Origin of the sequence: Paenibacillus nuruki, assembly GCF_001721045.1 — a bacterium.
Classification (GTDB): Bacteria; Bacillota; Bacilli; order Paenibacillales; family Paenibacillaceae; genus Saccharibacillus; species Saccharibacillus nuruki.
In genome coordinates, this window is sequence record NZ_MDER01000075.1 from 19,669 (window position 1) to 33,452 (window position 13,784).

General features: G+C 39.5%; 13 protein-coding genes and 1 riboswitch. Of the genes, 11 read left to right on the top strand and 2 right to left on the bottom strand.

All coding sequences use genetic code 11. The features are described from left to right. Positions 1-80: 80 nt before the first annotated feature. The 8 genes from dtd (at position 81) to PTI45_RS19075 (ending at position 9,666) form a co-directional block, all read left to right on the top strand. On the top strand, positions 81-533 hold the full coding sequence (gene dtd, locus PTI45_RS19040; RefSeq protein ID WP_069329171.1) for a D-aminoacyl-tRNA deacylase: 453 nt from the start codon (positions 81-83) through the stop codon (positions 531-533). Between the two features lie 198 nt (positions 534-731). Beyond that, positions 732-1,238, top strand: a complete 507-nt coding sequence (locus PTI45_RS19045; RefSeq protein ID WP_069329172.1) for a type 1 glutamine amidotransferase domain-containing protein — start codon at positions 732-734, stop codon at positions 1,236-1,238. 84 nt (positions 1,239-1,322) lie between these two features. Next, positions 1,323-1,769, top strand: coding sequence for a hypothetical protein (locus PTI45_RS19050; protein ID WP_069329173.1), 447 nt, complete (start codon positions 1,323-1,325; stop codon positions 1,767-1,769). 835 nt (positions 1,770-2,604) lie between these two features. Next, the gene (gene hisS, locus PTI45_RS19055) at positions 2,605-3,849 is read left to right on the top strand and encodes a histidine--tRNA ligase (protein ID WP_069329174.1); all 1,245 of its coding nucleotides are present in this window, start codon (positions 2,605-2,607) and stop codon (positions 3,847-3,849) included. Positions 3,850-3,915: 66 nt separating this feature from the next. Then, positions 3,916-5,706 carry an aspartate--tRNA ligase gene (aspS, locus tag PTI45_RS19060; protein ID WP_069329175.1) on the top strand — a complete coding sequence of 597 codons (1,791 nt, stop codon included), beginning with the start codon at positions 3,916-3,918 and terminating at the stop codon, positions 5,704-5,706. Positions 5,707-5,860: 154 nt separating this feature from the next. After that, positions 5,861-6,616: a tRNA threonylcarbamoyladenosine dehydratase gene (locus tag PTI45_RS19065; RefSeq protein ID WP_069329176.1), complete on the top strand. Its 756-nt coding sequence runs from the start codon at positions 5,861-5,863 to the stop codon at positions 6,614-6,616. A gap of 165 nt (positions 6,617-6,781) precedes the next feature. Further along, a complete protein-coding gene (locus PTI45_RS19070) occupies positions 6,782-7,192 on the top strand; it encodes an NUDIX hydrolase (protein ID WP_069329177.1) in 411 nt (136 codons plus the stop codon). A gap of 341 nt (positions 7,193-7,533) precedes the next feature. Next, on the top strand, positions 7,534-9,666 hold the full coding sequence (locus tag PTI45_RS19075) for a HelD family protein (protein WP_069329178.1): 2,133 nt from the start codon (positions 7,534-7,536) through the stop codon (positions 9,664-9,666). Between the two features lie 159 nt (positions 9,667-9,825). On the opposite strand, the gene PTI45_RS19080 is transcribed toward PTI45_RS19075, so the two are convergent. Then, a complete protein-coding gene (locus PTI45_RS19080) occupies positions 9,826-10,119 on the bottom strand; it encodes a cupin domain-containing protein (protein ID WP_083243621.1) in 294 nt (97 codons plus the stop codon). A 153-nt stretch (positions 10,120-10,272) separates the two neighbouring features. On the opposite strand from PTI45_RS19080, the gene PTI45_RS19085 reads away from it, so the two are divergent. From PTI45_RS19085 to crcB (PTI45_RS19095), 3 genes are all read left to right on the top strand, one after another. Then, the gene (locus PTI45_RS19085; RefSeq protein ID WP_069329179.1) at positions 10,273-11,592 is read left to right on the top strand and encodes a replication-associated recombination protein A; all 1,320 of its coding nucleotides are present in this window, start codon (positions 10,273-10,275) and stop codon (positions 11,590-11,592) included. 45 nt (positions 11,593-11,637) lie between these two features. Continuing rightward, positions 11,638-11,700, top strand: a riboswitch (Fluoride riboswitch). Between the two features lie 68 nt (positions 11,701-11,768). Continuing rightward, the gene (crcB, locus tag PTI45_RS19090; RefSeq protein ID WP_069329180.1) at positions 11,769-12,161 is read left to right on the top strand and encodes a fluoride efflux transporter CrcB; all 393 of its coding nucleotides are present in this window, start codon (positions 11,769-11,771) and stop codon (positions 12,159-12,161) included. Beyond that, entirely contained in the window at positions 12,151-12,516 is a 366-nt protein-coding gene (gene crcB / locus PTI45_RS19095; RefSeq protein ID WP_069329181.1) for a fluoride efflux transporter CrcB, read from the top strand. The genes crcB (PTI45_RS19090) and crcB (PTI45_RS19095) overlap by 11 nt, the downstream gene beginning before the upstream one ends. 100 nt (positions 12,517-12,616) lie before the next feature. Here crcB (PTI45_RS19095) and mnmA read toward each other — a convergent pair whose 3' ends face one another. After that, entirely contained in the window at positions 12,617-13,741 is a 1,125-nt protein-coding gene (mnmA, locus tag PTI45_RS19100) for a tRNA 2-thiouridine(34) synthase MnmA (protein ID WP_069329182.1), read from the bottom strand. Between the last annotated feature and the right edge of the window lie 43 nt (positions 13,742-13,784).

The following is a 13,784-nucleotide window of genomic DNA, read 5'->3' on the forward strand; positions in this document are numbered from 1 at the left end:
AATACCAATTGAAAAGAAGCTAATCTCCTTCACCGGAATCGTTAGCTTCTTTTCTTTATAGAAAGGCAGGATTTAGACTTATGAGAGTAGTTGTTCAGCGTTGTAAACAAGCTTCAGTTACCGTAAATGAAGAAATTGTCGGGCAAATTGGCAAAGGATTAATGGTATTAGTGGGAGTTACTCATCAGGATACGGTTGAAGATGCCAAGTATCTTGCAGGTAAAGTAGCAGGAATTCGTATTTTCGAAGATGAGAATGGAAAGATGAATCTAGGTTTACAGGAGATCGGTGGTCAGGTACTGTCAGTATCACAGTTTACCTTGTATGGAGATTGTCGCAAAGGTAAGCGTCCGGGATTCAGTGATGCTGCTCGTCCTGAAGTGGCTACACCTGTATATGAAGCATTTAATAATGCTTTGCGGGAGTTAGGGCTTGTGGTTGAAACAGGAATCTTCGGCGCAGATATGGATGTGTCTCTGACGAACTGGGGACCTGTCACACTGATTATTGATAGCCCCACTAAAAACAATTAATGGATACACAAACCGTATAGGTGATGAATAAAAGGGCATTCTTTTGTAAAGAAGAATGCTCTTTTTGTTATTTATTTATCAATTAGATGATGGATTGTGGTAGAAGAGTAAAAGAAAAGGGTAATAAGAAAGCGAGAACAATTACAGTATTCTACTGTATAGACAACTAGATAGCATCACGAAAGGAGAACTATTCCCATGAGTAAAGTAGCATTCTTATTAGCAGACCAATTTGAAGATTCCGAAATGCAGGTGCCTTATGACGAGCTGAAAAAAGCGGGTCATGATGTTGATATCATCGGTCTCCAAAAAGGAGAAACGGTGAAAGGTAAAAACGGCAAAGAAGAATACACAATCGAAAAAGCAATCAGTGAAGTTAACGCTGCTGATTATGATGGAGTCGTGATCCCTGGTGGTTCTTCACCGGAAGGTTTACGTTTGGATCAAGATATTCTGAAATTTGTAACGGAAGTGAATACAGCGAAAAAACCAATTGCTGCGATTTGCCACGGTCCACAAATTTTAGCAAGTGCTAATTTGCTTCAAGGACGTACCATTACTTCATTCCCTCCTCTCAAAGACGATATGGTCAATGCAGGAGCAACTTTTGAAGATGGCGAAGCGATTGTAGATGGTAATTTTATTACTTCTCGTACACCTAAAGATGAGCCAGCCTTTGTACGTGAAATTTTAAAAGCATTGTAAGTAGAACGTACCATGAAAAGATTTCTTTTCTTAAAATAGTATGTCCGTACCATGTATTTAAAATACAGCAAGGAGGTAATGATAATGACTAAACATATTCAAGCTTATTTTCAAACAGAAGATCAAGCAGAGGGTGCTAGAACAAGTCTGCAAACGTTCAATGTAAAACAACTTGAGGTGGGACGTTTACCTCACCAAATTAGTCAAAGTGGTAAAGTATTAGTACCGCTCGTTCCGATTGCTACAAATACAGGCGGCGCTGTAGGTACAGCAGGGGCTCCATCTGGAGCAGGTCCAGGAGGCATTGTCGCTCCAACAGCTATTATTGAGAATCGTGAAGATCGTGAAGATATTGATCGCGAAGATTCACCTCGTAGTGATGACGATGCAGCTTACAGTGCAAGCAATGCTACAGACAAAGATTATGATGATCTGAAATATGTATTGTCTGCTTCTGTGATGGAAGCTGATGTAGAACAAGTTGTTCAAGCATTGCGTACAAACAATGCGTTTGTAGAAATTTTAGATTAATATTTATTTTTAAAGTAGATATATAGTTTAAAAGGTGTTACAGGTGAAGATTATTCATCTGTAGCACCTTTTTTATGGAATATAATGATCAAAGTTTACCTATTGTAATGAAACTGTAATATAGGAAACATCTTCTCTTAACAATCACCATCTATAATGTACCTATGACCCCCTTTTTAACATACTATGTTGGCCTACAGCCCGTTGCTGTAGGTTATTTTTTTGTCTATAACGATAGAGTCTTTTTGCAAAGGATATTTTTATTAAGTTAAAGTGTTGACTTTAGTGCAGTGGTTCATTACAATCGTTAAATATAACATGATTCTGACTATAAGCTTTGTAGATGACAGTTGGAACGATAGAATATAAGATTATGAGATCAACGTAATCTTTAAATATACGAATTTGTAGACGGGAAAAGTAACTTAGATCGATACAGTATCGATGATCGATAAAGAGAGGAATTCCATGGCTGGAAGAATTCCCTGTATTCCTTTGTGAAAAGACCTCCCCGAGAACATGATGTGAAAGATAGAAAAGTGAGAACGTGTAGCTGTAAATTGATATTTACAGTATAACTAATCCTTTTGGAATCCAAGTAACTTCATGCGTAGTCAGCGGGCGTTAACCGCTAATGAAGCGAGTGCAATGGTTGTATTCTAAATAAAGCGGTTATCGTTTGATTTAGAACGTTGTATTCGAAATGTGGGTGGTACCACGGGTGAATGGAATAATCCAATCCCTCGTCCCTGTTTTTAATAAACAGAGGCGTGGGATTTTTTTGTGTCATTTAGCAAGAGAATAGAGAATGATTTGAATCAAGGAGGAATACGAAATGGCTTTTCAAAAACCGACAGGTACACAAGATTTTTTACCTGGTAAAGTAGAAAAATGGCAATATGTCGAACAACAAGCACGCGATCTATGTAGACGTTACAACTATCGCGAGATACGTACACCATTATTTGAATCGACAGAATTGTTCCAACGTGGTGTAGGAGAAACAACGGATGTTGTACAAAAAGAAATGTACACGTTTGAAGATAAAGGTGGCAGAAGTATGACGCTACGTCCTGAAGGGACAGCTGGTGTTGTACGCGCATATGCTGAAAATAAATTGTATGGCGAGCCTGATGTCAGCAAATTATATTATATGGGTCCTATGTTCCGTTATGAACGTCCGCAAGCAGGACGTTATCGTCAATTCCATCAGTTCGGTATCGAAGCTTTCGGTTCGATTGATCCAGCAATTGATGCAGAAGTGATTGCACTCGGCTTAGAATTTTTTAGAGAATTAGGATTAAAAGGGGTTACTGTTGAAGTGAACTCTGTGGGTACCGCAGAGACAAGAGCGAACTACAATGAGACTTTGCTTGGATTCTTACGTCCTATGCGAGATACGTTGTGCAAAGATTGTCAAAATCGAATGGAACGAAATCCGATGCGTGTCTTGGATTGCAAAATCGATCATGACAAATTCGTCGATGCACCTTCAATTCTAGATAGCTTGGACGAAGAAAGTACCGCTTATTTTGCCAAAGTAAAAGAGTATTTGGAAATTATGGATGTAGCGTATACGATCAATCCTCGTCTTGTACGTGGTCTGGATTATTACGCACATACTGCTTTTGAATATAAAGCTCAAGGTATTGGAGCGATTGATACTGTTGGCGGCGGAGGACGCTATACCAAGTTAGTCTCTGAAGTCGGTGGACCGGATCAACCAGGAATCGGCTTTGGTATTGGGATGGAACGTCTGCAATTGTTATTGGAAGATCAAGAAGTCGATATTCCAGCGATTCAGCCACTCGATGTATATTTGCTAGCACTCGGTGAAGCGGCAGAAGTGGAAGTTGTGAAGCAATTATTCAAATTACGTAAATTAGGTTTCTCCGCAGAACGAGATTATCTAGGACGTAAAATGAAAGCTCAGATGAAATCAGCTGATCGCTTTAAAGCACGGTATACAGCGATTCTCGGTGAAGATGAATTACTACGTGGTGAAATTGCTCTAAAACGTATGGATACTGGTGAACAGCAAACTGTCAAAATGGACGAGTTAGCAGATCACTTGAAATAAATATAGTTTTACTTGTGCAATACAAGGTTAGACCATCAACTCAATTTGAAGGAGAATGAATAATTTATGTTAAGGACTCATAACTGTGGACAACTAACAACTGCCAATATTGGCGAAACGATCACTTTGAATGGCTGGGTACAGACTCGTCGTGACTTGGGTGGCGTACTATTTATCGATCTACGTGACCGTACAGGGATTGTACAAGTTGTATTCAACCCTGCATACTCTGGCGATGCTCTACAAATCGCAGACCGTGTTCGTAGTGAATATGTATTAGCTGTTAAAGGCGAAGTGGTATTACGTGAAGATGAGACGATCAACAAAAACTTGCCAACAGGTGAGATTGAAGTACGCATTACTGAAATTGAAGTATTGAATGCAGCCAAAACGCCTCCATTCTTTATCGAAGATGGGATCGAAGTCGACGAATCGGTTCGTTTGAAATATCGTTACTTGGACTTGCGTCGTCCTGAAATGCAAAAAACATTGATGTTGCGTTCTAAAGCAGCTAAAATTTTCCGTGATTTCTTAGATGGTGAAGGCTTTATTGATGTAGAAACACCAATTTTGACAAAGAGTTCACCAGAAGGTGCACGTGATTATCTTGTACCTAGCCGTGTCCATGCAGGCGAATTTTTCGCATTGCCACAATCACCACAGATTTACAAACAATTATTGATGGTGAGTGGATTGGAACGTTATTACCAGATCGCTCGTTGTTTCCGTGATGAAGATTTGCGTTCAGACCGTCAACCGGAATTTACACAGGTTGATATTGAGACTTCTTTCTTAACACAGGACAACTTGCTTGATATGATGGAACAATTAATGGTGAAATTATTTAAAGAAACGGTTAATGTAGATATTCCTACTCCATTCCAACGAATTACACATGCTGATGCCATGGATAAATACGGTTCAGATAAACCAGATCTTCGCTTTGGATTAGAATTGGTTAATGTGAGTGATATTGTAGCTGCAAGTGGTGTTAAAGTATTTGCTTCTGTGATTGAAAAAGGCGGAGAAGTGAAGTGCCTAAACGCTAAAGGTTGTGGCACATGGACTCGTAAAGAAATCGATAGCTTAGAGCCATATGCAGCACGTTATGGCGCTAAAGGTCTAGCTTGGATTCAAGTGAAAGAAGGCGAGCTTAAAGGACCTATCGTTAAATTCTTCAATGAGCAAGAATTAGAGCAAATTAAAACAGCTGTAGGCGCAGAAGAGGGCGACTTATTGTTATTCTCTGCGGATACTAAAAAAGTCGTTGCTGACGTATTGGGTGCATTGCGTCTGAAAATCGGAAACGATCTAGGTCTGATTGATGAGAAAGCATTCAAATTTGTATGGGTGGTAGACTTCCCATTACTTGGTTACGATGAAGATGCGAAACGTTATGTTGCAGAACATCATCCGTTCACACGTCCTCGTGAAGAGGATGTACATTTGTTCGATACAGATCCAGGTCAAATTCGTGCTCAAGCCTACGATATCGTATTGAATGGTTATGAAGTCGGTGGCGGTTCAATGCGTATTTACAAACGTGATGTACAAGAAAAAATGTTCGCAGCATTGGGTCTTCCAGAAGAAGAATCTCGTGATAAATTCGGTTACTTGATGGATGCATTCGAATACGGAACACCTCCACACGGTGGTATTGCATTTGGATTTGACCGTCTAGTGATGTTGCTAGCAGGACGTACAAACTTGCGTGAAACGATCGCATTCCCGAAAACAGCCAATGCTACAGATCTATTGATGAATGCACCATCTGAAGTCGATACTTCTCAACTTCAACAATTGCATATCAAATTGGCTAAAAAACCGGGCGATGACAAAAAACAAGAAAATAAATAAAATCATTTAAAATATTCTGGGCAATGCGATATAAAGATATTTTAAATATGCTTGCTCAGAATACTTTTGTTATATAGCTCTTAGAACGTACAATACCTTAGAGCTATTTATATGAAGTTCAGTCTTCCACTCATGAAGAAAGGAGTGAATATTGATGTTAAACCAATTTTCACGTACAGAACTTGCTTTTGGCTCAGAAGGTATGGAAGTGATGAAAAATAGTACTGTCGCTGTGTTAGGTATTGGTGGAGTCGGCGGAATTGCTGTGGAAGCCCTCGCACGTACAGGTATCGGACGTATTATTTTGATCGACAAAGATACGGTTGATATTACTAACATCAATCGCCAAATTCATGCGCTAACGACTACAGTTGGACAAAAGAAAGCGGATCTAATGGTGGATCGTGTCAAATTGATCAATCCTGAATGTGACGCAATCGCACTAAACATGTTCTATACCGAAGAAACGTATGAAGAATTGTTCAAATATGATCTCGATTATGTGATCGATGCTTCGGATACGATCATTTATAAAATTCATTTGATCAAACAATGCCTAGAACGCAAAATCCCTGTCATTTCGAGTATGGGTGCAGCTAACAAAATGGACCCGAGTCAATTTCAGGTAGCCGATATTTCGCAGACCAAAATGGACCCGATTGCACGTATCGTTCGTACCAAATTACGTCAAGAAGGCATCAAAAAAGGCGTGAAAGTCGTATTTTCTACCGAAAAACCGATGAAACCACGTCAGGATATTACGGACAAAATCGTGCCTGAAAATGCACCAGAAATCCGTAAAGCCAAACAACCACCAGCAAGTAATGCTTTCGTACCACCTGTAGCAGGACTCATCATGGTCAGCGTCACTGTCCGCGATCTGCTTGAAAAGAATGGTATCGAACTCTAAAACACAATGCTAAGTAAGTTTTCATAAGAAAGAGCATGCTATCTTCCAAAGATACATGCTCTTTTCTTATCATTCTTTTCAAAGATAATCAGTATAAGCAATTGATAATTTATATAAAAAAGTAGTATCTCAAAATCCTGCATATAGAAGAGAGCGAGGAATAACATGCAAAGAGTAGATGTAGTCTATGCTCTTATTTATGATAAAGATCGAGAGCAAATATTGATGGTGAATAATCACGGATCAGGTTGGTCATTACCTGGTGGTGCTGTAGAAATTGGAGAAACATTAGAACAAGCATTGATTCGAGAGGTGAAAGAGGAGACAGGATTAACAGTTGAGATTGAACATGTGCTAGCAATCAATGAAGCGTTCTTTCAGAAGAAAGCCCAGCATGCTTTATTTATAACCTTTAAGGCTAATATTTTACATGGAGAATATCAGATTCAGCATAAAGAAGAAATATTAGAAATAAAATGGATGGATGTCCAAACAGCCAATACATTAATGCCTTATCATTCAAAGGGTATAGAGAAACTACTTCAATCTTCTTGTACATATACATTTCAGTCATAATTATCAAAAGTAGTTATAGATTAATCATTATTGAAGAAATTCAAAGCCTTTTCTGAAGCGAATGATGCCCACAGCGAGCATTTAAAAACAAATCAATCCATAGATTTCCGCCAAAAAGAACTAGTTTTTTCAAAATGCTTGTGGTATATTAAAAATCCTTTGTTAATGGCAAAACTATAAACATAAGCGCAGACTGACCTGAAAATAGTACACATGACACCATATTCGCTTTGCAAAAAGTGATCATGAGAAGTGTACCTTTTTACTGTTACGTCTGCGTTTTGTTTTTTTGCGTGCTTAACAAAGAGATCATAAGTAGATTTCTTAGGAGGTAACTGAAATTGGAGGACAACTTTCAAAGTGCCTATCAAGAAGAGCAAGACAAGTTGCAACAAACGGTTGTTGAGATCGATGAACAACTCGAGCGTTTAAGCCAGATTCCTGTCTATACCGGTCATGATTTTACCGAGCAGATTTTGGAATCAGGTCGTGAACAGCAACGTCAATCTCTTTCGAAAAGCGCACAAGCACCGTATTTTGGTCGACTCGATTTTGCAGAAGGAGAAGAAGGAGCGCGTCAACCGCTGTATATTGGCAAGATTGGCGTAGGTAAGTCTGAAGTGGATGATCAGCCATTAGTGATTGATTGGCGAGCACCGGTTGCCAGTTTGTTTTACTCATTTACAGGCGGAGATGAAGCAGCAGTCTATGAAGCTCCAGAAGGATTCATTCAAGGATTAGTCTATCTGAAACGCAATATTGTGATTCATCAACGGATGTTAGAACGCCTAGCAGATACGTATGATCGTGAAAGTACAGAACCTGCGGTCACTGATGAATTTCTGGTGTATCGTCTGGGCGAAAATAAAGATAATAAATTGCGTGATATTGTATCTACGATTCAAGCCGAGCAAGATCGGATTATCCGTGCCGCTAAAAATACAGCACTGGTGATTCAAGGAGTAGCTGGTAGTGGGAAAACAACTGTTGCTCTGCATCGCTTAGCTTTTTTACTGTATCAATATCAAGAGCAAGTATCTGCGGATAAAATGATTATTTTTGCACCTAACCATATGTTTTTAGACTACATTTCAGAAGTGTTACCTGAACTGGGTGTAGGTGATATTCAGCAAAGTACATTCAGTGACTGGGCGCAGCAGATTCTTAAAAGTGATATCCGTCTTGTTCCTCAATCAGAGACGTATGATTACTGGTTTGAAAATACCGATCGTCCAGCTGTAACCGATCATACCCCTTCTCGTTATAAAGGATCGCTTGTATTTATGCAGTTGATTCGTCAGTATATCGAAGTGCTTGAGCAGACAGCAGTTCCTGATATGGACTTTAATCCATGGGACGAAGCGATTTTGCCACAAGCTGAGATATTGGAATGGTTCAATAATGAATACAAACACTATCCACTAGCGAAGCGTAAAGAGCGAGTGATGGCACGTGTTCACCGCTGGGTAGAAATGCAGTTAAAAATAGCGCCTTCCGAAGCTATCCGTAAAGAGCGTAAGAAAAAAGCAGCTCAACGGGAAAAAGCATACTTAAATAAATGGCCGAAATACGAGCCGTTAACATTATATAAACAACTATTTAAAGCAATTAAAAGTAATAGTCTCACTGAAAATCTGCAACCGATCTGGGAACAGATTCCGACTGATGTTATCAAAATTGTTTCTAGTGAATTGAAAAAAGATCGTATTCGTGAAGATGATCTGCCAGCGCTGGTATATATCCATACGTTACTTCATGAGATGGAAGCCGAACATCGCTTTGACCATGTGGTGATGGATGAAGCGCAAGACTTTTCGCCTTTCCATGTGTCTTTATTAGATCATTATGTACGAGGTAGTTCATTTACGATACTGGGCGATTTGTCGCAGGGGATTCATGCGTATCGAGGTGTACACCAATGGGAAGAAATAAGCAGTCTATTTGCTTCGGAGCAGACCGATTACTTCCCTCTAACTCGAAGTTATCGTTCAACGATGGAAATTATCGAATTTGCAAATATTATTTTGAATAAAGGTGTACAAAATGGTATCACCGCTGTACCTGTATTCCGTAGTGGTGATCCGGTACAGATGATTCCTTGTCTTCCGGATTCACGTGTAGAGACGATTAAGTCACACTGGCAACAATTGCAAGCTAAAGAGTACCGCACAACTGCTATTCTGACACGTACTCTGCATGAAGCGATAGCGCTACATCAACAACTGACTGAACAAGGGATAGACATCCATTTAATTGATGGAGGCAAAGCTGCTTATCAAGGTGGACATTCGATTCTACCTGTGTATTTGTCTAAAGGGTTAGAATTTGATGCAGTGATCGTCACTGATGTAGATACGGATCATTATCGTAATGATGATTGGGATGCCAAATTATTGTATGTTGGATGTACGCGTGCATTGCACGAATTGTGGATTATGCATGGTCAACAAGTACCTGATTATATTAGTAGATAACAATAATTAAAATGTAGAGTGGAGTAAGGATACTCATTCTATACAATCAAGTCAAAATGCTAAAAAGAGAGTACCGTATACAGTGAATCTGTATATGGACTCTCTTTCTGCTTTTTGTGCAAAATAATGTTAAAATAAAGAGACGTTCTTTCGCCCAATTTAGGATTTGATAACTAAAATAGAGGTATCTTCAAGGGCTTTGAGAGAATGAAATTCATCAGGTTCCATAATCAAAACTTCATGAGGAGAAAGTATAATTTCTTGATCTGATACGGTAAAAGCTACTTTTCCACTTTTGACCACAATGAACACATGCTTAGGGCTTTTGTGAGTAGGAATTTCTTGATTCGCACTTAATTGTAAATGAACAATCTGACGTGCTTCGGTATTGTAGATCGAAGTTAGTTTTTTATCCTGTTGTGGTATTACTGTATCTAATAAAATGGTTTGCATACTATCGTCTCCTTCAAGTGTTTAGCATAAGGCAATCATTAGGGTTGTTGTTAACCTGCTTTTACTATAGATCGAAATCAGAATCATCTAGGTGATTACAGTCACTACAAATGTGACAGTATAAATGAGTCAGTATAGATAGGATGTGAACGTATGGATTTATTTTCTTATGAAGACAGTGGCAATGGTTCTGGATCAGAGAGTATGGGTGTACTGGCAGATCGGATGCGTCCACAGTCGCTCGATGAATATATAGGGCAAGAACAGATTGTCGGTCAAGGTAAATTACTACGACGTGCGATTGAAGCAGATCAAGTATCATCGATCTTATTATACGGCCCACCAGGGTGTGGCAAAACGACATTAGCACACATTATTTCAAAGCATACACAAGCTGAATTTGTACGACTAAATGCTGTAGAAGCCACAGTTAAAGAAGTGCGTGAAGTGATCGAACGGGCACAGACGAATAAGTCGTTATACGGTACCAAAACGATTCTTTTTCTAGATGAAGTCCATCGGTTTAACAGCTCTCGTCAAGATGCACTATTACCTGCTGTAGAAAAAGGAACGATTATTTTTATAGGCGCTACCACTGAAAATCCTTTTCATTATGTGAATGGCGCTTTGATGAGTCGCTCGACTCTTTTTCAATTAGAGTCATTGAATCAAGAACATTCGATGATTGCAATGAAGCGTGCATTGAGCGATTCACAGCGTGGACTTGGATTTATGCAATTACAAGTGGATGAAGAAGCATTACAACATATCGCTTCTATGGCTAATGGAGATATTCGGCGAGCACTTAATGCGCTGGAACTGGCTGCTGTGACTACACCACCAGACAGTGAAGGCAATATTCATGTCACTCTAGAAGTAGCAGAAGAATCGATTCGTCGTCCGATTGTAAGGGCAGATGAGTCGACTCAATATGATGTATTGTCTGCTTTTCACAAAAGTATACGGGGCTCTAGTGATGCCGCTCTATTCTGGTTCTTATATGCAGTTGAAAAGTTAGGGATGGACCCGATGACTTTCCTAAGACGCTTAATCGCTGCCAGTAGTGAAGATATCGGACTGGCTAACCCACAAGCGATGATTCAATCACTAGGCGCATTAGATGCGTATCGTACAAATGGATGGCCTGAGGCGAAGCTCAATATTGCGCAAGCGATTCTATTTGCTGTCGAAAGTCCGAAGTCTAATGCTGTCTATACTGCCATCTCTAGTGCAATGTCGGCTATTGATGAGATCAAGTCTGCTGAAGTTCCTTTGCATTTACGAGATACTCATTACAAAGGATCAGCACAGTTAGGGCATGAAGGATATAAGTATCCGCATAACTTCCCGAATCATTTTGTCAAACAAGAGTATTTGCCGAAAGGGATTTCTCGTAAAGTGTTTTATCAAGCGACAGAACAGGGCAATGAATCGAAGATTAAGCTCAATCAAGAACGCAGACGAGGATTATAATATGCCATTCTTTACAAACTAATAGGCATACGTTATATTAAAATCAATAAAATCGGCGATGGAGTTCGCCATTGACTGCTGATTTCAGCTAATGACTCCTACTTGTTTAAGCACAGGATTGCTGTGTCTTGATCGAGTAGGAGTTATTTTTATGTACAGGAAAGGGGATCATAAATATGTATTATGTCTGGGTAGCTCTATTTGGCGTGTTGGGAGCATTATGTCGTTATCTAACAGGAGTATGGATTGTAAGCCCTGGCTTTCCAATGGCAACATTGATCATTAATATTGTGGGATGTTTTCTGTTAGCGATAGTGATGAAGTACTTGGCGGAACTTCCTTATATCTCAAAAACGATAATTACAGCGCTTGGTACCGGATTTGTCGGTTCATTTACTACCTTTTCAACATTTAGTGTGGAAAGTATAGAGCTGATCGAAAAACACTGGTACGGTACAGCAGCACTTTATATCGGAGCCAGTCTTATCGGTGGATTGTTATCTTCGCGCTTCGGATTCTATGTGAGCGAACAATGGTTGAATAGAAGGAGGAATCGTCATGCTCATTAATATGCTGTTGGTATCAGTAGGAGCGGTATTTGGCGTGTTGACTCGCTTATTATTATCCAACTGGATGAAAACCAAGTGGCCGATGCAATTTCCTTTAGCGACGCTATGTATTAATATCAGCGGTTCTTTTTTGTTAGGATTATTATTCGCTTCAGGGTTAAATAGTCATTTTCAATTGTTGATTGGTACTGGTTTTATGGGCAGTTATACTACGTTCTCAACATTTAAGTTAGAAAATATTGAATTACATTTGAAAAAAAAGTATCGTATCTTCTGGAGCTATATCGGTGCTTCCTATGTACTGGGCATAGGATTTGCTGCATTGGGGCTATGGATAGGAAATACGTATTTATAAGTTTGTGATTAAGAAGTATGAGAAACAGCAAAGAGTTACTGATAACGATCATCAGTAACTCTTTGCTGTTATTACATATTTAACTTAGTTTCTATAACAATTACACAACGGCTTCGTAAGCTACTTTTTCAACGACATCAATCGTACCGCCACCTAGACAAAGTTCTCCATCATAGAAAACAACTGCTTGTCCTGGGGTGATTGCTTTTTGTGGCTCATCAAATTGCACATGGACATTGCCATCAGCTTGCCATGTCAACGTCACACCTTGATCCGGTTGACGGTAACGGAACTTCGCTACGCAATGAAGAGTTGAACCCACTGCATGTTCAGAACCATCAATCCAGTTCATTACAGATGCTACAAGACCCGTCGAATACAGACTTGGATGTTGATCACCTTGTACAACATACAAAATGTTTTGATCCAAATCTTTGTCAGCGACAAACCACGGATTACCATTTCCTGAACCGCCAATTCCCAATCCTTGACGTTGTCCAAGAGTGTAATACATCAATCCATCATGATCGCCTTTGACTTCACCTGTTGCAATATCAATCATTTTGCCCGATTTGGCAGGTAAGTATCCACTTAGAAATTCACGGAAATTACGTTCACCGATAAAGCATACGCCAGTGCTATCTTTTTTCTTCGCTGTATATAGACCTGCTTCTTCTGCAATACGGCGAACTTCTGGTTTCGGCAAATGACCGATCGGGAACATCGTTTTGGATAATTGTTTTTGATTCAATGCATTCAGAAAATACGTTTGATCTTTGCCATTATCAATACCACGTAGCAACTGGAATACACCGTCTTTTTCAACGACACGTGCATAATGACCTGTAGCGACATAATCAGCACCTAGATCCATCGCTTTGTTCAAAAATTCACCGAACTTGATTTCACGGTTACACATCACGTCTGGATTCGGTGTGCGTCCACGTTTGTATTCGTCTAAGAAATACGTAAATACTTTATCAAAGTATTCTTTTTCAAAATTCACTGTATAGTAAGGAATACCGATCTGTTCACAGACCCGGCGCACATCCTCTGAATCTTCTTCTGCTGTACAATGACCGAATTCATCGGTATCATCCCAGTTTTTCATAAAAATTCCGATCACATCATAACCTTGTTGTTTGAGTAGCAACGCGGTCACTGAGGAATCGACTCCGCCGGACATACCGACAACGACACGAGTGTCTGCTTTTGCTTTTTCCATTTGTACTCACCACTTTATATAAGATGAGATGATTCTGTATTAT